We start from the raw sequence: 20580 nt of genomic DNA, 5'->3' as shown, positions 1-20580 counted from the left end.
TACGGTGATGCCTATGATAAAAAATATACTGTTTTTCTTCTTTTTGGTAACTGTTTTTGTTTCCGTCTGTGCTCAGTCGGACGCGAAAGACTATATCATTGGCGGAAATCAGTTATATGCTCAAAAGGATTACGCCAAAGCTGAATTGCAATACAAACAGGCTTTGTCCAAAGACGCTAATTCCATCAAGGCTAATTACAATTTGGGGAATTCTCTTTATCATCAAAAAAAATATGATGAATCTCGTGCACATTACTACAAAATCATTAAAAACATAAAATCTTCAAAAGCAGATAAACACAAAGCTTTTCACAATATTGGTAAAACTTATCTGGATGAAAATGAACCTGAAAAAGCTGTTCAGAATTTGAAAGAAGCCTTGAGATTCAATCCTTATGATGAACAAACGCGTTACAATTATGCGTTAGCCAGAAAAATGCTGGAAGAACAAAAAAAACAAGATCAAAATAAAGACCAACAAAAGGATCAAAACAAAGGCGATAAAAACCAAGAAAATCCTGAGTCTGGTGATAAAAACGAATCTGAACAGGAAAAAAATAAAGGCAATCAACAAAACCAGGGACAAGGCGGAAATGAAGAAGGAGAAGGAAATCAACCCAAAGACCAGCAAATCACAAAAGGCTCTGACGGGAAAGGACAAGATTCTCGAAATGCGATGAACAAAGAATACCAGGAAGGTGTACTCAGAGCGCTGGAACAACAGGAACAGGAAACGCTCAAAAAAATAATCAGTCAAAAAGCTAAAAAAGTCAGAACAAATACAGAAAAAGATTGGTGATGATGAGAGGTAATTTGTGTGTGTTTTTTGTAATTTTTTGCTCTGCAGTTTTGTGGGGACAGGAAATCTCATTTACTGCCCGCGCCAATAAAACTGAAGTTTCCGTCAATGAAAGATTTTCTATCCAATTTGTTTTAAGTTCTGACGAAAGAAACCTTCGCGTTGACCAACCCATCAAACTTCCGGATTTTAATGGCTTAAATCAATTGGCTGAGTCCCAGCAAAGTAATTTCCAAATCGTAAACGGACAAATTCTCAACCAATCCGGATTGGAAGTAATTCTCGTTGCCGACAGAGAAGGCGAGTATACCATCGGTGCCGCAAGTTTGGTCATCGACGGAAAACGTTACAAAACCAAACCTATAACAATCACTGTAAAACAAGGCTTAAAACCCAAAGTGAAACCCAATCAGCGATTACAAGGTGTTTTTCTTACTACTGAAGTTACGGAAGAAAATCCTTTTGTAAACCAGGAAGTGGTTTTAATTGTGAAAATTTATGCAAGGGATTATTCGATTTTAAATCGTCTTCGAAAATATGAAGAACCTGATTTTGCCAATCTGGTAGCGAAATTCGTAAGTGAAAAAACAGATGACAACATCAGACAAGAAGTCGTAAACGGACAAACTTATGTCTCTCAGGAATTGGCGCGTTATATTTTATTTCCACAAAAAACAGGAAAAATTGAAATCGATCCTTTTGCAATAGAAGTCATTATATCAGGTTATTATGGTTCGGAAGCAGTTCAGTTGACGTCACAGCCTATTTCATTGAAAGTAAAAGATTTACCAGGAAATAAGCCGAAAAATTACAGCGGTGCAGTTGGAACTTACAAATTAAATGCTTCGATGTCGAAGGACGAAGTCAAAGCCAATGAAGCGGTAAAATTGGAAGTGGAAATCATCGGCTCCGGAAATTTGAACACCATCAAAACGCCGAATATCGAACTTTCAGAAACCATCGAAACTTACGCCCCAAAACGCAGAGACGCTTTTGAAGCGAGACCTACGGGAATGCGCGGAAAAGTGGTTGAAAATACGGTTTTGGTCCCTCAGTATGGCGGCCAATATGCCATTGGACCGATACGATTCAGTTATTTCGATCCGAAAGAAGAAAAATATGTAACGCTCGCCACCGAACCGATGGTGTTGAAAGTGGATGGTCCTGAACCGCCGAAAAATGTCATTTCAAAAGAAGATAGTTTAACGCAGGATGAGCTGATTACAGACCACCAAAGAAAAGATTCTACGGCAAGCATTACTTCATTTGTTCCGCAAAAAATTACGGAAGTAAAAGACAGGGTGGTTACTACTGTTTCAGGAAATAACAATTGGATTTGGATTGTTGTGGCTGCAATTTTGGCGTTGTCGGCGTTTTTATTTTTCAGAAAGAAAAAAAGCAAAACAGTACCGAAAGTCATTTCTGAAAAGAGATTAAATGATGGTTTCAAATCTGAAATTAAATCCAAACTGGTTCAGTTGAAATTATTTGCGCAAACGGATAATGCCTCCGAATTTTATTCATTGCAAGAAGAAATTTTAACCCAGTTGGGAATGAAGTTTACCCAAACGAATTTATCTGATTTTACAGAAAATTTTGTCGCTTCAAAAATAGCTGACATTCATTCCGAAGAATTGGCACAAAAATGGGAAAACCTTTTGCTGGAAAGCAAACAAGCGAAATATGCCTTTGCTTCATCCGCCGTAGATTTAGAATCTAAACACAAGGAAACCGAAACATTGGTGCAACAATTTTTTTCTGTTAAATAGTTCGTTGTACCTTTGTCCAACAAATACAATTGTATGGCTGAGTTTTTTGCAAAAATTTCTCTCAAAGAAATAGGAACTTGTTTTGCTGTTTTGTTTGCAGTCATTGATATTTTGGGAAGTCTTCCCATTTTGGTCAACATCAGAAGCCGTGTCGGCGTCATAGAATCCGAGAAAGCAACGCTGGTTGCGGGTTTGATTATGATTTCCTTTTTGTTTTTCGGAACTAAGATCCTTACGTTTATCGGAATAGATGTAGAGTCATTTGCAGTTGCGGGTGCATTCGTAATTTTCATCATCGCCTTAGAATTAATCCTAGGAATAGAAATCCACCGAGATACTGCGCCACAGGCAGCTTCCATTGTTCCGATTGCATTTCCATTGATTGCGGGAGCCGGTTCTTTGACTACAGTTCTTGCGCTGAGAGCGGAATTTGGAGATATCAATATCATCATTGCCATCATCCTCAACATGGTCATCGTTTATCTGGTTTTGAGAAATGCCGGTAGATTGGAAAAACTATTAGGTCCAGGAATCATGTCCGTTTTCAAAAAAGTATTTGGAATTATTTTATTATCGATCGCCGTGAAATTATTTGTTTCAAACATCGGTGCATTATTTGTTCAAAATTTTTAAAAAATGAAAATCTTCGTCTATATAGTCCTCGCAATTATCTTATTTTCTTTCGGTTACAATCTGTATTACCTTGATTTTTCTGATGGATTTTTCAGTACAGAAAACAGACCTTATGTAATCGGAACAGCTGCAGGAATCTGTGGTTTGATCCTTTGTGTTATTTATTTTCGATATGCGCGTCTGAAATCGAATTTAGAAAACCGAACAAAGCAACCATAGATTTTTCAATTTCTGAGTAAGGAAGGATTTCTTTTCCGGAATAAATGAACATAATATTCAATTTTCCATTAAGTTTTAAATTTTCCTGATTTAATCTGAAAGCTTCTCTCATTCTGCGTTTGAGTAAATTTCGGTCAACCGCTTTTTTGAATTTTTTCTTGGGAACCGAAACGCCAATTTTGAATTCTTGCTCTAAATCAGCATCATAAAAATAAACCGCGCGAACAGGAAACCGGTGAAAATTTTTCCCGTCATAGAAAATTTTTTCAATCGCTTTTTGGCTTTTTAATTTTTTATCTTTCCCAAAGCTCAGCTTCATCAATTCCTGTTATGGTTCAATAATAAAATCAAAGGTAATTCTTTCCAACTAATCAGAAAGAATCCCGTAATTTTGTGTACTAATTTAAAATTAAATAAAATGTACCCAGCAGATATAGTAATTCCGATGAAGGAGCAGTTGACTTTCAACGGGTTTGAAGATTTGACAACTTCTGAATTGGTTGATGAAGCCATCAAAAAAAGCGGAACGACATTGGTAATGGTAAACAGCGTTTGTGGTTGTGCTGCAGGAGCGGCCCGCCCAGGCGTATTGATGTCGCTTTCAGGAGAAAAAGTACCAACAAATCTTACAACGGTTTTCGCAGGATTTGACCTCGACGCAGTGAAAAGAGTTAGAGAACATTTGTTGCCATTTCCTCCAAGTTCACCTGCTGTTGCGTTGTTCAAAGACGGTGAATTGGTTCACATGTTAGAAAGGCACCACATCGAGGGCCATTCGGCGCAAGCAATTGCTGAAAATTTAATGGACGCTTACGAAGAGTTCGTTTAATCTATCCATTTTAAAAACTTTTGCCCTTTGATTTACAAAAAAATTAAGGGGCATTTTTTATAATTACTTATTTAATTTGTAATTTTAAATTTATTTTAATGAAATTAAACCTAATCCAAATCTCCATTACTCATATTTGTTTTAATAAAATTTAATCGGGCTGAATTTTCATATATCAGACCTGATAGGAATCCTTATAATATACTCAAACAAAATGTTCACAGGAATTATTGAAAATACAGGAATCGTAAAACGCATAGAATCTGACCAAAATAACAAACATTTTTGGTTGAAATGTGATTTTACAAACGAATTAAAAATTGACCAAAGCCTTGCTCACAACGGAGTTTGCTTAACTGTTGTAGAAATCTCAGGAAACAAATACAAAGTTACCGCCATCGATGAAACGCTTAACAAAACCAGTCTTAATGATTTAAAGATTGGGGATTTGGTAAATTTGGAACGATGTATGAAGTTGAACGATAGGCTCGATGGCCACATCGTGCAAGGACACGTTGACCAGACAGGAGTCTTGAAATCGATAGAGGATTTTGACGGAAGTTATTTATTAACAATAAATTACGACGAAAATAATTCCGGAAATGTGACAGTTCCAAAAGGTTCAATTTGTATGAATGGTATCAGCCTTACGGTTGTAGACTCTTCGGTCGGTGAGTTTTCGGTTGCTATAATTCCTTACACTTGGGAGCATACCAATTTGAAAAACCTGAAATCCGGAAATATTGTGAATTTAGAGTTTGACATACTCGGAAAATATATTAAAAGACTTATGAATAAATAACTAATGTTCAGGAGATTAAAACTATCACAAAGGATTTTTGCCGCGATGTTTTTAGTAATTCTATTGACGTCCGTTTCCATTTTGATAATTACAATTTATAATTTCCGACAACAAAATCATAAATATGCAGAAGATCTTCTCAAAAGTAAAGAAAAAGAAGTTATCGCTGCAATTGACTATGAATTAGATCGTTATCCTGATTTAGCAACAGATCAAAATGTTTATGATGTTTTTGAAAATGTAATTTTAGGAATTTCTGACATTCACAAAATAGACATCAATGTTTTTGACACACGAGGAAATTTGATGTTAACAACAGAGCCTGGAACAATTCCTTCACGCGTTTTGCCTCAAAAAGTTTTAGACAGTCTTTCTAGAAATTTAGAATATCTTGAAATCCCTATTGAATTAGCAAAAGGGAAAACTTACTTAACTACCTATCAATACATTAATAATTTCAAAAACGAACCTGTCGCCATTATTAACCTTCCTTACAAAGCTGACAATCATCTGTTTGAAGAAGATATGAATGTTTTATTACAACGCTTTGGGTGGATTATGCTTTTTATTTTAATTGCAGGCGGATTCTTATCATGGCTGATGGCAAATCAAATTACCAGAAAAATAAAAGTAATTTCCTCCAAAATTAAACAAACGGACGTTGTAATTCACAACAAACCAATTATTTACAAACACAATGATGAATTAAAAGGTTTAGTGGATGCTTACAATGAAATGTTGGAAAAACTTAATCAGCAATCCAACATGATGGCAATTACTGAACGTGAAGAAGCATGGCGCGAAATGGCAAAACAAGTTGCGCATGAAATCAAAAACCCGCTCACGCCGATGCGTATGATGATTCAGAATTATGTAAGAAAATATGACCCAAACGACTCGAATTCAGTTGAAAAATTAAATGATTTATCAGATACTTTGGTCACCCAAATTGACACCATGTCTGCGATCGCTGAGGCTTTTTCTGACTTTGCGCGAATGCCTTTGCGAAAAGATGAAAAGATTGAAGTTGTCGATACCATCCGGACTTCTCTTGAAATTTTCCCTGAAAATATCATCACTTTCAAACCTTTGGTTGATGAACTTCCGCTTTATTTTGATAAAATTTACCTCATCCGAATTGTTACCAATTTAACCAAAAATGCAATTCAGGCGATTCCAAACGATAGAAAACCCGAAGTAACGGTCATGCTCCAAAAAGTAAAAGATTGGGTCATCATCCGCATTTCTGATAATGGGATTGGAATTCCGCCACAATTGGGTGAAAAAATTTACGAGCCTAAATTCACAACAACGACAGGCGGAACAGGTCTGGGTCTCGCAATGGTTAAAAAAATCATTGAAGATTACAATGGCGAAATCCGCTACCACAGCGAAGAAAACCGCGGAACTGAATTTACAATCAAACTTCCTTATTTGAATGAGTCGTCATTTGTTCAGGTTTAAACAATTTTCGGTTCTTCAGGAAAAATCTGCCATGAAAATCGGAACAGATGGCGTTTTGCTTGGCGCTTGGGCAAATGCTAAAAATCCAAAAAAAATCCTAGACATCGGAACCGGAACTGGACTGATATTATTGATGTTGGCGCAACGATTTCCACAAACTAAATTGACAGGAATAGAAATTAATGAAAACGCTTTCACAGAAGCTTGGTTCAACATTTCTGAAAGTGTTTTCAAAGAAAGATGCTCAGTAATCCATTCTTCTTTGCAAGAATTTAATTCTGAAGAAAAATTTGATTTGATTGTCAGTAATCCGCCATTTTTTGAATTCACACACAAAGAAAATTCTGCCAGAAATACCGCTAGACAACAATCAGATTTAAGTTTTGAAGATTTGATTTCTCATGCTGAAAAATTATTAAGTTCAAATGGAAAATTTGCGGTGGTAATTCCTTTTGAATCAGAAAATCATTTCGTCAAACTATCAATAAAATTAAATTTATTTCCGGAAAAAATTACGCGGGTTAAAGGAAATGAAAATGCAGATTTCAAACGCAGTTTGATGCTATTTTCCAGAAAACAATTAGAAATAGAAATGGATGAATTAATCATCGAAATTTCAAGAAATATTTACACAGCAGATTACATTTCACTGACGAAAGATTTTTATTTGAAAATGTAATTCATATCAATCTGAAATTTTTAATTTTTAATTTAACAAATTGATTTTCAGTAATTAATATTGAATAAAATTTAAGTTTTGAATTTTTATGAATCGTTTCAATTAAATAATCTCTGCCACGAAATCTCACATCTGAAATTTCAAATTCTTGTCCTGATTCGTCTTCTGAAATTTCTTCCGGATAAATAATTGCTTTTTGGGTTTCTGAAATTTTAATTTGAAATAAATTCCACATTTCGTCAGCATTCAAAATAGAATATTCACCTAACAAACTCGCAACATATTCATTTTCAGGATTATTTCTCAAATTTTCCGGAGAATCATTTTGAATGATTTTTCCATTTTTCAGAATTATTATTTTATCTGAAAATCCCAAAGCATCATTGACATCATGCGTCGTCAAAATCACCGTACAATTCGTTTCTTTTGCCCAATTCCAAATATTTTTGCGGATTTCAAATTTCAAAGGCTGATCCAAATGGCTGTAAGGTTCATCGAGCAAAAGCATTTTAGGATTCGTGGCAATCGCCCTCGCAATTGAAACCCTTTGTCGTTGTCCACCACTTAATTGCGAAGGAAAATGATTTGCAAAACTATCCATTTTGACAACTTTCAACGCTTTCTTTGTATTTTCCGATTTTAAAGGTAGATCAAAGTTACTCAGGTATTTGCCTACATTTTCAGAGACATTTATGGAATCTAACAAATCAAATTCTTGCGGAACAAATTTCATTTTAGAATTTCCTGGAACCAAATTAAATTTTGGTCCGGTAACTTTATCACTTTCGTAGAAAATTTCTCCCGAAACAGTATCTTCCAAACCGTAAATCAATTTAAGCAAGGTAGATTTTCCGCTTCCGCTTTCACCCAAAATTGATAAAATTTCACCAGTTTTAACCTCAAAATTGATGTCCTCTAAAATCGATTGATTTTCATGAAAACTAAAACCTAATTGCCGGATTTCTAACATTGTTTCGCTTATGTTGCAAAAATACTAAACATTTTTCGCCTAGATTGCCAATTCCTTACCATACATCAACAATTTAGGCAGGGTTTTTGAGCTAAGTTTGCCTAAAATTTACAAAAAATGAAAAAAGTACTTTTAACTTTATCTGTTATCGGGATGACATTTCTTGCTTCATGTGGCGGAGGAAAAGACGCTGTAGAAGCTACAGACGCTCAGGAAACTTCAACTGCATCTGAAACTGCAACAGAATATGTTGTAAATACAGCGGTAAGTTCAACTAGCTGGAAAGGTGGAAAAATCTATGAAGATACTTCTAAGCCTGAAGAAGGACACTATGGTTCTGTAAAATTGAAATCAGGAACTGTAACTGTAAAAGACGGTGTGTTGGAATCAGGAAGCTTTGTTGCTGACCAGACTACGTTTGAAAGCGCTGACAAAAATGATTTACCTGATGAAAAAGCAAAATTGGACGGACACTTGAAATCTGGTGATTTCTTGGATGTTGAAAAATTCCCGGAAGCTAAATTTGAAATCACGAAAGTAACTAAATTAGATACAGGTGATTACAACACTGAAATTTCAGGAAACTTGGATTTCAGAGGAGTTCCTAAAAACGTGACTTTCAAAGCGAACGTAAAAGAAGAAGCTGGAAAAGTAACGATCAAATCTGAAGAATTCAAAATCAACCGTCAAGATTTCGGAATCACTTTCAAAGGTGGTGGCGGATCAATCATCAAGGACGATGTTTTGTTGCAATTAGATGTTACAGCTGACAAAAAATAATAATTGTTTTACAATTTGAGCCCAGGTCCCGAAATGTTTCGGGACTTTTTGTTTTTATGAAAAGTCTTAACTTTAAACCTTGAACGCAAAACTTTAAACATTTTTAAATGAAATTAATCGGTCCATTTTCACAAATCATCACACTTGCAGGAATTCCTTTGAAAGGCGCTGTCAAAGACGAACAATTGCAAATAATCGAAAACGGAGGAGTTCTCATTGAAAATAAAATAATCAAAAAAGCAGGCGATTTTAATTCATTAAAAAATGAATTTCAAAATGCTGATATTGAATTAATTGAAGGAAATAATGTTCTGCTTCCTGGGTTTGTCGACAGTCATACACACATTTGTTTTGGAGGAAATCGTTCGAAAGATTTTGCGATGCGATTAAATGGAAAAACCTATCTGGAAATTGCTGAAAGCGGTGGCGGAATCTGGAGTACAGTGACCAATACAAGAAAAGAATCCAAGGAAAATTTAGTAAAATCTACTTTAGAAAAAGCGAATATTTCACTCCAAAAGGGAATTACAACGACCGAAATCAAAAGTGGTTACGGACTCAGCATCGAAGATGAAATCAAAATGTTGGAGGCCATCAATGAAGTCAAATCTATATCGAAAGCCGACATCATTTCAACATTTTTGGGTGCACACATGAAACCACGGGATTTTGAAGGAACAAATTCCGAATATTTAGAATTATTGGTCAATGAAATTTTCCCGGTTTTAAAAGAAAAAAATCTCGCTAAGCGAGTCGATATTTTTACGGAAAAATCTGCTTTCTCGGTGGAAGAAAGCCGAATTTATTTACAAAAGGCCAAAGAACAAGGTTTTGAAATTACGATTCATGCTGATCAATTCACGCCGGGCGGAAGTTTATTATCAGTTGAATTTGGCGCATTGAGCGCTGACCATTTGGAATTTTCAGGAGAAGAAGAAATCAAATTTTTAGCGAAATCTGATGTCGTTGCAACAGCTTTGCCAGGTGCATCCATAGGATTAGGAATGCAATACACACCTGCGAGAAAACTTTTGGATGCCGGAGTTTGTTTGTCAATTGCTTCGGATTGGAATCCAGGTTCAGCACCGATGGGTGATTTGGTTACACAAGCTTCTATTTTAGCCACTTTTGAAAAATTATCAATGGCAGAAATCCTTTCTGGAATTACGTTTCGCGCGGCAAAAGCATTGAACTTGTCTGACAGAGGAATTTTGGAGACGGGTAAAAAAGCCGATTTTGTTTCGTTTCCGACCAATGATTTTAGAGATATTATTTATTATCAGGGACAAATGAAACCAAATAGTGTTTGGAAAAATGGGAAAAATATTGGTTAAAAAACATAACAATATGATATTATAATCATATAAAATTATACTTTTTTGATATTTTCAATAATATAAAAGAATTGAATACCAAAACATCCAAGAAGTTTTATTCAGAGGGAAAGCTATTATTTTGTTTGGAGCCAGACAGGTTGGAAAATTTTCATTGATAAAAGAAATCGTAAGTGGACAGGAATTTCTTTGGTTAAACGGAGATGAACCAGACATTTCACTTCTATTGGAGAAGAGAAAATCCTAAAGGATTTGGCAGAAGGATTTTTATACAAAGACAGTTTTAATCTTGAAGGAATTAAAAAATCATCCACATTACAACGGCTGGTTCAAATGCTCGCATTCCTTATAGGAAGTGAAATAAATTATTCTTCTTTAGGTAATGATTTAGGAATCAACCGTCTTACGGTAGAAAAATATGTTGATATTCTCGAAAAAAACTTTATTGTTTTCCGATTAAATACTTTCAGTAAAAATCAGGATAATGAGCTTAAAAAGGTACGAAAAGTTTATCTTTGGGATTTAGGACTCCGAAATCAAATACAGTGCTAACCAAAAAGTGCGGTTTACCAAAAGCTTTGTCAATATTTATGACCCTGTTGTAACTCAAGTAATTCACAATCAGAATTATTGGTAATTTATTTTATGAAATTTTATTTAAAAATCATATAAATATTCTTAACGACAATACAAACCCACTCAGGCTTTGGAAGGATGAAACGTTGGTATAAAGATTTTATGTACTTTTGACATTTAAATCTAATCGACAATGGTTCAATCGATGACAGGCTACGGAAAAGCCGTAGCAGAATTTTCTGACAAAAAAATTACGGTAGAAATTCGTTCGCTCAACAGCAAAAGTTTAGACCTCAATACGCGTCTTCCTTTTTTGTACAAAGAGAAAGAATTGGAAATCAGGAAATTACTGTCTGAGAAATTACAACGAGGAAAAGTTGATTTTTCTATCAATACGGAATCCAATGCTGTCAACAAAGCACAGCAAATCAACCCTGAAATCATCAAAGCTTACATCAGCGAATTTAAACAAATCGTTCCTGATGCTTCTGATGCTGAGCTTCTTACAATTGTTATGCGTCTGCCCGATGTAATGACTTTTACTTGTAAAGAAATCGAAGAAGATGAGTGGAACCAAGCGGTTGAAATGATTTTGAAAGCGATTGAAAATTTGACACAATTCCGTTTGGACGAAGGAAAAGTTTTGGAACAGGAATTCATTCAACGCAACAATTCGATTCTCAATTTATTGGAACAAGTTGAACCTTTTGAAAAAGAAAGAATTGAGACTTTGAAAGAGAGATTTATCAAAAATTTGGGTGAATTAACCACTGAATACGATCAAAATCGTTTTGAACAGGAATTGATTTATTACCTTGAAAAACTGGACATTACAGAAGAAAAAGTTCGTTTGAAAAACCATTGTGAATACTTTCTTCAAACTTTGAGTGGCGAAGAATTCAGCGGTAAAAAATTGGGATTCATCACGCAGGAAATCGGTCGTGAAATAAATACTTTGGGTTCTAAATCGAATCATTCCGGAATGCAGAAATTGGTCGTTCAGATGAAAGATGAATTGGAAAAAATGAAAGAACAGGTTTTGAATATTCTTTAATGAGCTCTGGAAAATTAATCATCGTTTCCGCTCCGTCAGGCGCCGGAAAAACTACATTGGTAAAGCATTTGTTGGAAAATTTAGATTCTATTGAATTTTCTGTTTCTTGTGCGACCAGAGGTCCAAGAGAAAATGAAATTCATGGAAAAGATTATTATTTCATTTCTGCAGAAGAATTCAAACAAAAAGTTGAAAATCAAGAATTTGCAGAATGGGAAGAAGTTTATGCCGGTTCTTATTACGGAACTTTGAAATCTGAAATTCAAAGAATTTGGGCTAAAGGTAAATCTGTGATTTTTGATATTGATGTCGATGGTGGAATTAACCTGAAAAATATCTATCCTACAAATTCACTTTCCGTTTTCATCATGCCGCCTTCGGTTGAGGAGCTTGAAAGACGTTTGCGCGCACGCAATACCGAAAGTGAAGACAAGTTACAGATGCGTGTAGAAAAGGCTGAAAAGGAGCTTCTTTTGGCGTCGAAATTTGATACGATTCTTGTGAATGAAGATTTGGAGAAAAGCAAAAAGGAAATTGTGGATTTGATTTCAGGATTTTTGAATTAATTATTTTAACCTTTCCAAAACACCTTTTCGTTTCACAATGTTTTTATAATCCCATTGGATTTCAATTGATTTTCCGAGCCAGCATTTCAAATCTTCTGAATTAATTTCATTCACAAAATTATAAAATATTGATGCATCTTTGAATTTTTCTCCTTTTTTGGACAAATTTTCCTCATCAAAATCCGCTCCGCTCCAAAACATCAGCCGAATTCCAGGTTTTTGTTTGCTGTAACCGACAATCGGATTTCCTTCCAAAAACCAAACCGGATGTGCATGCCAGATTTTGTATTCAGATTCTGGTAAATTTTCCTCAATTAATTCATACAATAAATTGCAGATTTCCTTTTCTGAATCGGTTAAATCATCATGGTAATTTTGAATTTCAGAAATCATATTTAGTTTTTTATGATTTTCTTGGTTTCAACTTTTCCGTTTTTCATTTGGATTTTGAGAATGTAAATGCCCTTGGATTCTTTAGATAAATTCAAAGTTTTCGAGTTTAAATTAAATTCTTTCAATTTTTGACCAATAATATTGAAAAGTTCAATTTTTTCAATCTGCGCACTTGTTTCTAAATGCAGATTTTCTTTTACAGGGTTTGGGTAAATTTTAATTTCTCCCTGATTTTCAAATTCAACATTTGATAATAAATCATGAACACTAACAATTCCTGTAATATTTAACAAACCTGTTTCTTTATACAAGTCCAAATTTCCTCCATTTAGATTTAAGGTAAATATTTTTCCGGAGTTCGTGTCGGCAATCAAAATTTTATTAAGGCCAGTCGAAAAAGTCATCGCTAAAATATACAGGTTTTGGTTATTTCCCGTATTGATAGGATATGTGTTAATTTCTCCCGAGAAAGTATTGATAGAGTAAAGGAAGTTTTGGTTTTGGGTATTTTTACCTATAAAATAGTGCAATCCGTTTTGAACATTATAAGCCATCGCTTCTTCAAAATAATTAGAACCCAAATTATCGATCTCAAATGATTCTGAGTTTCCGGGAGTTCCATCAGTAATGATTATTTTTCTATTTGTATTTCCCCATGCACTGTACAAACCTATATAAACATATTTCCCATCATTATTTATATTTAAACCAAAGCTTCCTGAACTATCGTCATCAAAATAACTATCTCCTCCGGCAGCAAAAACAAAGGTACAATCTCCTGTTTCCTTATTGACAAGTTGTACATCTTGGTTGGTACCACTCATAGGTCTGAAAATATAATTTGTTGTTATAAGGAACATTGATCTTGTTTCAGGACTGTAAGTCAGTGAATGGACCATTCCACCATCAAATGGATTGCTTGTACCATCATCTGATTCTATAAAATTCAATGCTGAATCTGAATAAATTTGGTTGGTAGATATGTTCACGTATTTCAGAGAAACCTCATTTCCATCTCCTCTTGATTGAAGAATGTAATAATCATCTTCAAACTGAGCAAATAATGAAATCGGAACGAAAAGCAATAGTAGAATTTTTTTCATAAGTTTTAATTTGAATTAAATATATTAAATAAATGCTGAAAATAAATCCAGCATTTTAATCAAAGTTTAAATATTAAATTTTTAGTAAAAAATCCCTGCAATATATTTCTAAATACCACAGGGACAAACCGCTAAAGTTTAGAATTATCATCTATCAACTTCGCATCTCTTGTGTTCTTTTGGACAGCAATCGATGCAAAGACGCCCAGCGCAAAAGACATTCCGTAAAATCCTTTTTCGCTCAAAAGCATATCGGCATTCCACAGTCCTATAATGAGCAAAACCAAGGAAGCAATGGTGGCAAACCAACTCAGACCATAGTAAATTTCCGTTACAGGCAATCCTTCGGCTTTGTCCCGAACACTTTTCTGCACGGAAATCACAGCAAAAAGTCCGAAAAGCAAAATCGTAAAATAATATCCTTTTTCGTTCAGTTCAATATCGGCATTCCAAAGTCCGATGCAAAAACTGATGGTTCCCAAGAAAAATGCAAACCAGGATGCACCGATAAAAGCAGGCGTAGGTTTCATGGGGTTTCTTTCGTTGTTAAAATTTCTTTTTTTTGAAGAAGTTTTTTCTGATTGATTCATTTCATTTAGCGGTTCCATAATTTTTTGTTTTAAAGATTAATTTGAAACAAATTTCAGTTGGAACTGATTTATAAAAAATTAAAAATTCTTAAAAAACTGACGATATATTTTTAATTTTATAGAAAAATAATCTTTGTATGAATTCACTTTATGAAATCGTATCAATTATGAATTCTGAAGATAAAAAGGAATTTATTAGATATTTAAACAAAAGAAATAAACGTTTAGACATCAAAAACATTTCTTATTTTAAAAATTTAGAAAATGACGATATAATTAAAGAAAAATATTTTAATAAACAAGCATACCATGCACTTCGAAAAAGATTGTACGATAATTTAATTGAATTTTTGAGCAACCGAACTTTTGAAAAAAATACAGATGAAATCCATGCTTCACTTCGATTTTTGGTTTTGAGCAATTTTTTTCTGGAGCATAATTTAGAAAAAGATGCTTTGAAATATTTAAAAAAAGCGGAAGAGAGAGCTATTCATTTAGAACAATTTAGCTTATTAAATGAAATTTATCAAACACAGATAAATTACCTGCATCTTTTTCCTAATCAGGATTTGAATTATTTGACTGATAAAATTAATTTCAACCTCAATCAAATTCAGAAAGAAATCCAGCTGAACATTGGATATGCTTTTATCAGAAAGGAATTGCAGAAAATTCATCAGGAGAAAAAAGTGATTAATTTTAAAAACTTAATCAATGATATTCTGATAAAACTGGATTTAAACTTTAACGAAATCATCACTTATAAATCGCTTTATCAGATTTTATTTATTGGAAATGAGTTTGGGAATATTCATCAGAATTTCTCTTTGATTGAGCCTTTTGTGAAATCAGGTTATGAATTTTTAGAATCGAAAAAAGACAATTCAGAAAATCATCTTTTTTACCACATTCAAATTGTTTATTTTTTGGCAAATTTTCATTTCAGAACCAATCAATTTGCGGAATGTCAACAATATTTAGATGAAATGAAAACTTTGATGCAAAAGAAAAATAAAGCTTATCTCAAAACATTTTATCTGAAATACAATTTGCTTTTCTCATTAAACATTCACTACAGCGGAAATTCGAAAATGGCAATGGACAAAGTAGAATCCGTATTGAAAAATTCTGCTAAAAAAGATAAAATTGAAGATTTGTATGATTTGAAATTAACGCTTGCTACTTTTTATGCACAACACAATGACAGAAAGGTTTTGAAGCTAATTTCGCAAATGAATCACACAGATTTTTGGTTTGAGAAAAAAATGGGAATGCTTTGGACAATTCGAAAAAATTTGTTGGAAATCCTCATTCAAGTCCAGTTTGAAAATACGGAACTCGCAGTTTCGCGATTGCAAAGTTTCAAACGACGTTACAAAAAATACCTTTGGGAAGTGAATGAAACGCGCGTTATGGATTTTGTTTCAATGGTAGAATCGATGGTTAAAAAACCTGAAATCATCAAGGATTTGAAATTCAAAGAAGAAATTTATAAAGTGTTTAAAACTGATGAAAACCTTGATCCGTTTATCTTGAGCTTTTGGGGATGGATAATCTGTCAAATAGAAAATAAAACGCCTTACGAAGCTACTTTGGAGTTGATTAAAAAGTAATAAAGCACGAAATATTTCGTGCTTTATCCATTTTCTATTTAAATTTTATCAATTCATCACTGCAGCTACGCCAGGCAATTCTTTACCTTCAAGGCTTTCCAGCATTGCGCCTCCTCCGGTAGAAACATAACTTACTTTTTCGTCGTAATTGTATTGTTTCACAAATGCAACGGAATCACCACCGCCAACTAATGAGAATGCTCCTTTTTTGGTTGCATCTGCAATCGCATCGCCCAAAGCAATCGTTCCTTTTGCAAAATTTTCCATTTCAAAAACGCCTAAAGGACCATTCCACAAAATGGTTTTAGATTCTTTGATGACATCAGCAAACAATTTATTGGTTTCCGGACCGCAATCCATTCCCATCCATCCGTCTGGAATTTCATAAACGTTAACCACTTTTTTGTTGGCATCGTTGCTGAAATTATCTGCGGCAACATTATCTTCAGGCAAATACACATTTACATCATTTTCGTCACAAGCTTTCAAAATTTCCAAAGCCAATTCTAATTTATCATCTTCAACCAATGATTTTCCGATGTTTCCGCCTTGAGCTTTGATAAACGTATAAGTCATTCCACCTCCGATGATTAAGTTATCAATAGCCGGTAAAATATTATCGATAATCGTAATTTTTGAAGAAACTTTTGCACCGCCCAAAATTGCTGTTACCGGTCCATCTCCGGTTTTCAACACTTTGTCAATTGCTTGTAATTCCTGTTTCATCAAATAACCGAAACATTTGGCTTTTGGAAAAAATTCAGCAATTACAGCAGTCGAAGCATGCGCTCTGTGTGCTGTTCCAAATGCATCATTCACATAAATATCACCTAAATCTGCCAGTTTTTTAGCAAAATCTTTGTCTCCATTTTCTTCTTCTGCATGAAAACGAACATTTTCCAACAATAAAACTTCTCCCGGCTTCAGGTTTTTAGCTTTTTCCTTAGCATCGTTACCTACAACATCATTTGCTACGATGACATTTACACCTAAAATTTCAGAAACTTTCGAAGCGATGTGTTTCAAAGAAAATTTATCTTCCGGTCCACCTTTTGGTCTTCCCAAATGCGTCATCAAAATTGCTGAACCGCCGTCTTTTAAAATTTTATCAATGGTTGGTTTAGCCGCTACAATTCTCGTATCGTCTGTCACTTTCAAATTATCATCTTGCGGAACATTGAAGTCAACTCTGATCAATGCTTTTTTGTCCTGGAAATTAAAATCGTCAATTGTTTTCATTCGAATATTTAGAATTAATTTTACTGAGAGCAAAAATAGCAGAATAATTCTTCACGTGCTGTTTTTAGTTGTTCACATTTCATATAATCATATTTATATTTTTTTAAAATTTAAAAAGAAAGAAAAGCATATGTGTATATAGCGATGTTCATTTGTGAATAACTAAACTTTAAATAATTTTATGGAAAGGAATTAAACAATTAATAATGCTTAATTTTGTTTTTAAATCAGGAATTTATAGGGTTATCAACAAATTTTGTTCATTGTTAAAAGTCCTATTTGATCATAAATTGATTGTTGATCTTATTCATAAGTACGTTGAAAATTTCCGTGCCAGAATGAAAAATAAGTCTTGCTTTATATTGTTAATTTTCTAATCAAAACTGAAATTATATTGTGCAAGTAATTAGACAAAAAATCAATCAAAAGTAATTGCACATTTATTAACATTAAATTTACAATTACTAAATCTTGATTTATAATTAGTTAAAGAAATTAAGAAAAATTAGGTGTTAATAAAACCAAAAACATGAAAATAGCAATAGGATCGGATCATGCAGGATTTGTTTATAAGTCAAAAATTGCTGAGTATTTAACAAGTAAAGGATTTCAAGTTCAGGACTTTGGAACGTTATCAACAGAATCTGTTGATTTCCCGGATTTCGCCCATCCTACTGCGTCAGCTGTTGAAAACGGTGAAGCAGAATTCGGAATTTTGATTTGCGGAAGTGGTCAAGGAGTGAACATGACTGCCAACAAGCACCAAGGCGTCCGCTCTGCACTTTGCTGGAATACCGACATTGCCAGGCTGACAAGACAACACAATAATGCCAATATCATTGCACTTCCTGCTCGTTTTGTAGCTTTGGAATACGCCATCGAAATGGTAGATACATTTCTTAGCACGGATTTTGAAGGTGGAAGACACGAAAACAGAGTAGCTAAAATTGCTTGCTCTTAAAAAAGTACATTATACATTGTGCTTATTACAGTAATACAGAAAAATAAATGCCAAATAGAAAATTTAACTCAAAAAATAAAAGGTCAACTTCAGGTAAGTTTACCAAACAAATCATAGAAGTATTGTTTAAAAATCCTGAGAAACCTCAGAATTACAAACAAATTGCAGCTTCTTTGAACTTAACCAATAGAATTGATAAAGAAATATTAATCAAAGACTTACAGTCACTTTTGGCTGATAAAAAAATAAAAGAATCTGACCGGGGAAAATTTAAAATCAATGCGGAAAGAGATTATTTGATTGGAACGATTGATGTCACGCAAAGCGGTTCTGCTTATGTAATTGTAGATGGAATGGATGATGACATCTTCATTGCCAAAAACAAAAAGAAAAATGCGCTGCAAGGCGATATGGTTCGTGTTTATCTATATCCGAAACTCAAAGGAAAATCGGACAAACCAGAGGGTGAAATCGTTGATATTGTAAAAAGATTCAAATCTATTTTTACAGGAATTTTTGAACCACAGCCGAGTGGAAAATATGGTTTTGTGGTGATGAACAGCCGAGCAATTCACGTTGATTTTTACATTCCAAAAGATAAATTCAACGGAGCCGAAATGGGAGACAAAGTAGTGGTTGAAATGTTGGATTGGCCCGATGATGCAGACAGTCCATTTGGACAAATCATAGAAGTTTTGGGCAAACCAGACGAAACCAAAACCGAAATGCACGCCATTTTGCTGGAATACAATTTACCGTATCAATTTCCTGAAGAAGTAGAAAGAGAAGCACAGGAATTGGATGTAAAAATCCATGAATCTGAAATTTTGAAACGACGTGATATGCGCTCTGTTCCGACTTTTACCATCGATCCGAAAGACGCAAAAGACTTTGATGATGCACTTTCCATTCAAAAATTAGAAAATGGAAATTGGGAAATTGGCGTTCACATTGCCGACGTTACTCATTATGTGCGTCCTGGAACTTTGCTAGAACAAGAAGCTTACAACCGTGCAACTTCCGTATATTTAGTGGACAGAGTGGTGCCGATGCTGCCTGAAAATTTGAGTAATGTCGCTTGTTCGCTTCGCCCGCATGAAGACAAATATACTTTTTCAGCCGTCTTTGAAATGGATGACAATGCCAAAGTTTTAAATGAATGGTACGGTAGAACTGCGATTCATTCTGACCGAAGATTCACTTACGAAGAAGCTCAAGAAATCATCGAAGGTGCTGAAGGAGACATGAAAGATGAAATTTTGACTTTGGATAAATTGGCTAAAACTCTTCGCAATAAAAGAATGAAAGACGGCGCGATTACATTTGATAAAATCGAAGTTAAATTTGAATTGGATCAAAATGACAATCCGGTTGGAACTTATTTCAAAATCAGCAAAGATGCCAATCATTTGATTGAAGAATTCATGTTGCTTTGTAACCGAAAAGTTTCAGAATTTGTTTCAACCAATAAAGACGGGAAGCCAAATAACAATACTTTTGTTTACAGGATTCATGACGATCCGGATATGGATAAATTGCAGGATTTGCGTTTGTTCATCAAACAATTCGGATACAGTTTAGATTTGAGTACAACAAAATCTATCACTAAATCCATGAATCAACTTTTGAGCGATGTAAAAGGTAAACCTGAAGAAAACCTGATTGAAACTTTAGCGGTCAGAACGATGAGCAAAGCGAAATATTCTACCGATAATAATGTGGGGCATTACGGTTTGGCATTCAGGTATTATTCTCACTTTACATCACCGATTCGCCGTTATCCGGATATGATGGCGCATCGCTTGCTTCAGCATTATTTAGATGGTGGAAAATCGCCTGCAGCTGCACCTTACGAAGAAAAATGTATCCATAGTTCGGCAAGAGAAAAATTAGCGACAGAAGCAGAAAGAGAATCCATCAAATTCATGCAGGTAAAATTCATGGAACAATTCATCGGCGAAGAATTCTATGGTTTCATCACCGGTGTTCAGGAATACGGAATTTTTGTTGAGATCCCTGAAACCCGCTGCGAAGGAATGGTTAGATTAAGAAATATGGAAGAAGATTCTTTCTATTTTGACCAGAAAAATTATTCGATTGTCGGGAGAAAATCTGGAATCACTTATCAGCTGGGAGACAAAGTTTTAATCAAAGTTGCCAAAGCAGATTTACGAAATAAGCAATTGGATTTTGAATTGTTAGGGTAA

At 34.3% G+C, this 20580-nt stretch carries 21 protein-coding genes; 15 read left to right on the top strand and 6 right to left on the bottom strand.

Going from position 1 to position 20580, the window contains the following annotated elements:
• Window positions 1-13: 13 nt before the first annotated feature.
• From B8977_RS00300 to B8977_RS00290, 3 genes are read left to right on the top strand one after another with little or no spacing between them, the layout of a single operon-like run.
• On the top strand, window positions 14-799 hold the full coding sequence (locus tag B8977_RS00300; protein WP_159447428.1) for a tetratricopeptide repeat protein: 786 nt from the start codon (window positions 14-16) through the stop codon (window positions 797-799).
• A complete protein-coding gene (locus B8977_RS00295) occupies window positions 799-2568 on the top strand; it encodes a BatD family protein (RefSeq protein WP_084015280.1) in 1770 nt (589 codons plus the stop codon). The genes B8977_RS00300 and B8977_RS00295 overlap by 1 nt, the downstream gene beginning before the upstream one ends.
• 33 nt (window positions 2569-2601) lie before the next feature.
• Window positions 2602-3201 carry a MarC family protein gene (locus B8977_RS00290; protein ID WP_084015279.1) on the top strand — a complete coding sequence of 200 codons (600 nt, stop codon included), beginning with the start codon at window positions 2602-2604 and terminating at the stop codon, window positions 3199-3201.
• Between the two features lie 157 nt (window positions 3202-3358).
• Here the strand turns inward: B8977_RS00290 and rnpA are convergent, their stop codons facing one another.
• Entirely contained in the window at window positions 3359-3739 is a 381-nt protein-coding gene (gene rnpA, locus B8977_RS00285) for a ribonuclease P protein component (RefSeq protein ID WP_084015278.1), read from the bottom strand.
• A gap of 99 nt (window positions 3740-3838) precedes the next feature.
• Between rnpA and B8977_RS00280 the strand changes: the two genes are divergently transcribed.
• From B8977_RS00280 to B8977_RS00265, 4 genes are all read left to right on the top strand, one after another.
• Complete coding sequence (locus tag B8977_RS00280) at window positions 3839-4249, top strand: BrxA/BrxB family bacilliredoxin (protein ID WP_084015277.1); 411 nt, start codon at window positions 3839-3841, stop codon at window positions 4247-4249.
• Between the two features lie 214 nt (window positions 4250-4463).
• Window positions 4464-5051: a riboflavin synthase gene (locus B8977_RS00275; protein ID WP_084015276.1), complete on the top strand. Its 588-nt coding sequence runs from the start codon at window positions 4464-4466 to the stop codon at window positions 5049-5051.
• A gap of 45 nt (window positions 5052-5096) precedes the next feature.
• Window positions 5097-6515, top strand: coding sequence for a sensor histidine kinase (locus B8977_RS00270; protein WP_159447427.1), 1419 nt, complete (start codon window positions 5097-5099; stop codon window positions 6513-6515).
• The gene (locus B8977_RS00265; protein ID WP_245828370.1) at window positions 6490-7194 is read left to right on the top strand and encodes a tRNA1(Val) (adenine(37)-N6)-methyltransferase; all 705 of its coding nucleotides are present in this window, start codon (window positions 6490-6492) and stop codon (window positions 7192-7194) included. Before B8977_RS00270 ends, B8977_RS00265 begins: the two co-directional genes overlap by 26 nt.
• A 1-nt stretch (window position 7195) precedes the next feature.
• On the opposite strand, the gene B8977_RS00260 is transcribed toward B8977_RS00265, so the two are convergent.
• A complete protein-coding gene (locus tag B8977_RS00260) occupies window positions 7196-8164 on the bottom strand; it encodes an ABC transporter ATP-binding protein (RefSeq protein WP_084015273.1) in 969 nt (322 codons plus the stop codon).
• Between the two features lie 117 nt (window positions 8165-8281).
• On the opposite strand from B8977_RS00260, the gene B8977_RS00255 reads away from it, so the two are divergent.
• From B8977_RS00255 to gmk, 5 genes are all read left to right on the top strand, one after another.
• Window positions 8282-8944, top strand: a complete 663-nt coding sequence (locus B8977_RS00255) for a YceI family protein (RefSeq protein ID WP_084015272.1) — start codon at window positions 8282-8284, stop codon at window positions 8942-8944.
• 107 nt (window positions 8945-9051) lie between these two features.
• On the top strand, window positions 9052-10278 hold the full coding sequence (gene hutI / locus B8977_RS00250) for an imidazolonepropionase (RefSeq protein WP_084015271.1): 1227 nt from the start codon (window positions 9052-9054) through the stop codon (window positions 10276-10278).
• Between the two features lie 252 nt (window positions 10279-10530).
• Window positions 10531-10830, top strand: a complete 300-nt coding sequence (locus B8977_RS00245; RefSeq protein ID WP_084015270.1) for a DUF4143 domain-containing protein — start codon at window positions 10531-10533, stop codon at window positions 10828-10830.
• Window positions 10831-11047: 217 nt separating this feature from the next.
• On the top strand, window positions 11048-11908 hold the full coding sequence (locus tag B8977_RS00240; RefSeq protein WP_084015269.1) for a YicC/YloC family endoribonuclease: 861 nt from the start codon (window positions 11048-11050) through the stop codon (window positions 11906-11908).
• Window positions 11908-12474, top strand: a complete 567-nt coding sequence (gene gmk / locus B8977_RS00235) for a guanylate kinase (RefSeq protein WP_084015268.1) — start codon at window positions 11908-11910, stop codon at window positions 12472-12474. Before B8977_RS00240 ends, gmk begins: the two co-directional genes overlap by 1 nt.
• On the opposite strand, the gene B8977_RS00230 is transcribed toward gmk, so the two are convergent.
• The 3 genes from B8977_RS00230 to yiaA all read right to left on the bottom strand — a co-directional run bounded on the left by B8977_RS00230 (window position 12475) and on the right by yiaA (window position 14578).
• A complete protein-coding gene (locus B8977_RS00230; protein WP_084015267.1) occupies window positions 12475-12867 on the bottom strand; it encodes a DUF1801 domain-containing protein in 393 nt (130 codons plus the stop codon).
• 2 nt (window positions 12868-12869) lie between these two features.
• The gene (locus B8977_RS00225; protein WP_084015266.1) at window positions 12870-13970 is read right to left on the bottom strand and encodes a T9SS type A sorting domain-containing protein; all 1101 of its coding nucleotides are present in this window, start codon (window positions 13968-13970) and stop codon (window positions 12870-12872) included.
• A 131-nt stretch (window positions 13971-14101) separates the two neighbouring features.
• Entirely contained in the window at window positions 14102-14578 is a 477-nt protein-coding gene (yiaA, locus tag B8977_RS00220) for an inner membrane protein YiaA (protein ID WP_084015265.1), read from the bottom strand.
• A 119-nt stretch (window positions 14579-14697) separates the two neighbouring features.
• Here yiaA and B8977_RS00215 point away from each other — a divergent pair, with 119 nt between their 5' ends.
• The gene (locus B8977_RS00215) at window positions 14698-16173 is read left to right on the top strand and encodes a hypothetical protein (RefSeq protein WP_084015264.1); all 1476 of its coding nucleotides are present in this window, start codon (window positions 14698-14700) and stop codon (window positions 16171-16173) included.
• Window positions 16174-16221: 48 nt separating this feature from the next.
• Here the strand turns inward: B8977_RS00215 and B8977_RS00210 are convergent, their stop codons facing one another.
• Window positions 16222-17412: a phosphoglycerate kinase gene (locus B8977_RS00210; protein WP_084015263.1), complete on the bottom strand. Its 1191-nt coding sequence runs from the start codon at window positions 17410-17412 to the stop codon at window positions 16222-16224.
• 529 nt (window positions 17413-17941) lie between these two features.
• On the opposite strand from B8977_RS00210, the gene rpiB reads away from it, so the two are divergent.
• Complete coding sequence (rpiB, locus tag B8977_RS00205) at window positions 17942-18373, top strand: ribose 5-phosphate isomerase B (protein ID WP_084015262.1); 432 nt, start codon at window positions 17942-17944, stop codon at window positions 18371-18373.
• A gap of 47 nt (window positions 18374-18420) precedes the next feature.
• Window positions 18421-20580, top strand: a complete 2160-nt coding sequence (gene rnr / locus B8977_RS00200; protein WP_084015261.1) for a ribonuclease R — start codon at window positions 18421-18423, stop codon at window positions 20578-20580.

It is taken from the genome of Moheibacter sediminis (genome assembly GCF_900176425.1).
In the GTDB taxonomy this organism is placed as follows: domain Bacteria; phylum Bacteroidota; class Bacteroidia; order Flavobacteriales; family Weeksellaceae; genus Moheibacter; species Moheibacter sediminis.
Note: the sequence above shows the minus strand (reverse complement) of the source record. Positions and strands in the feature narration are given on the sequence as shown.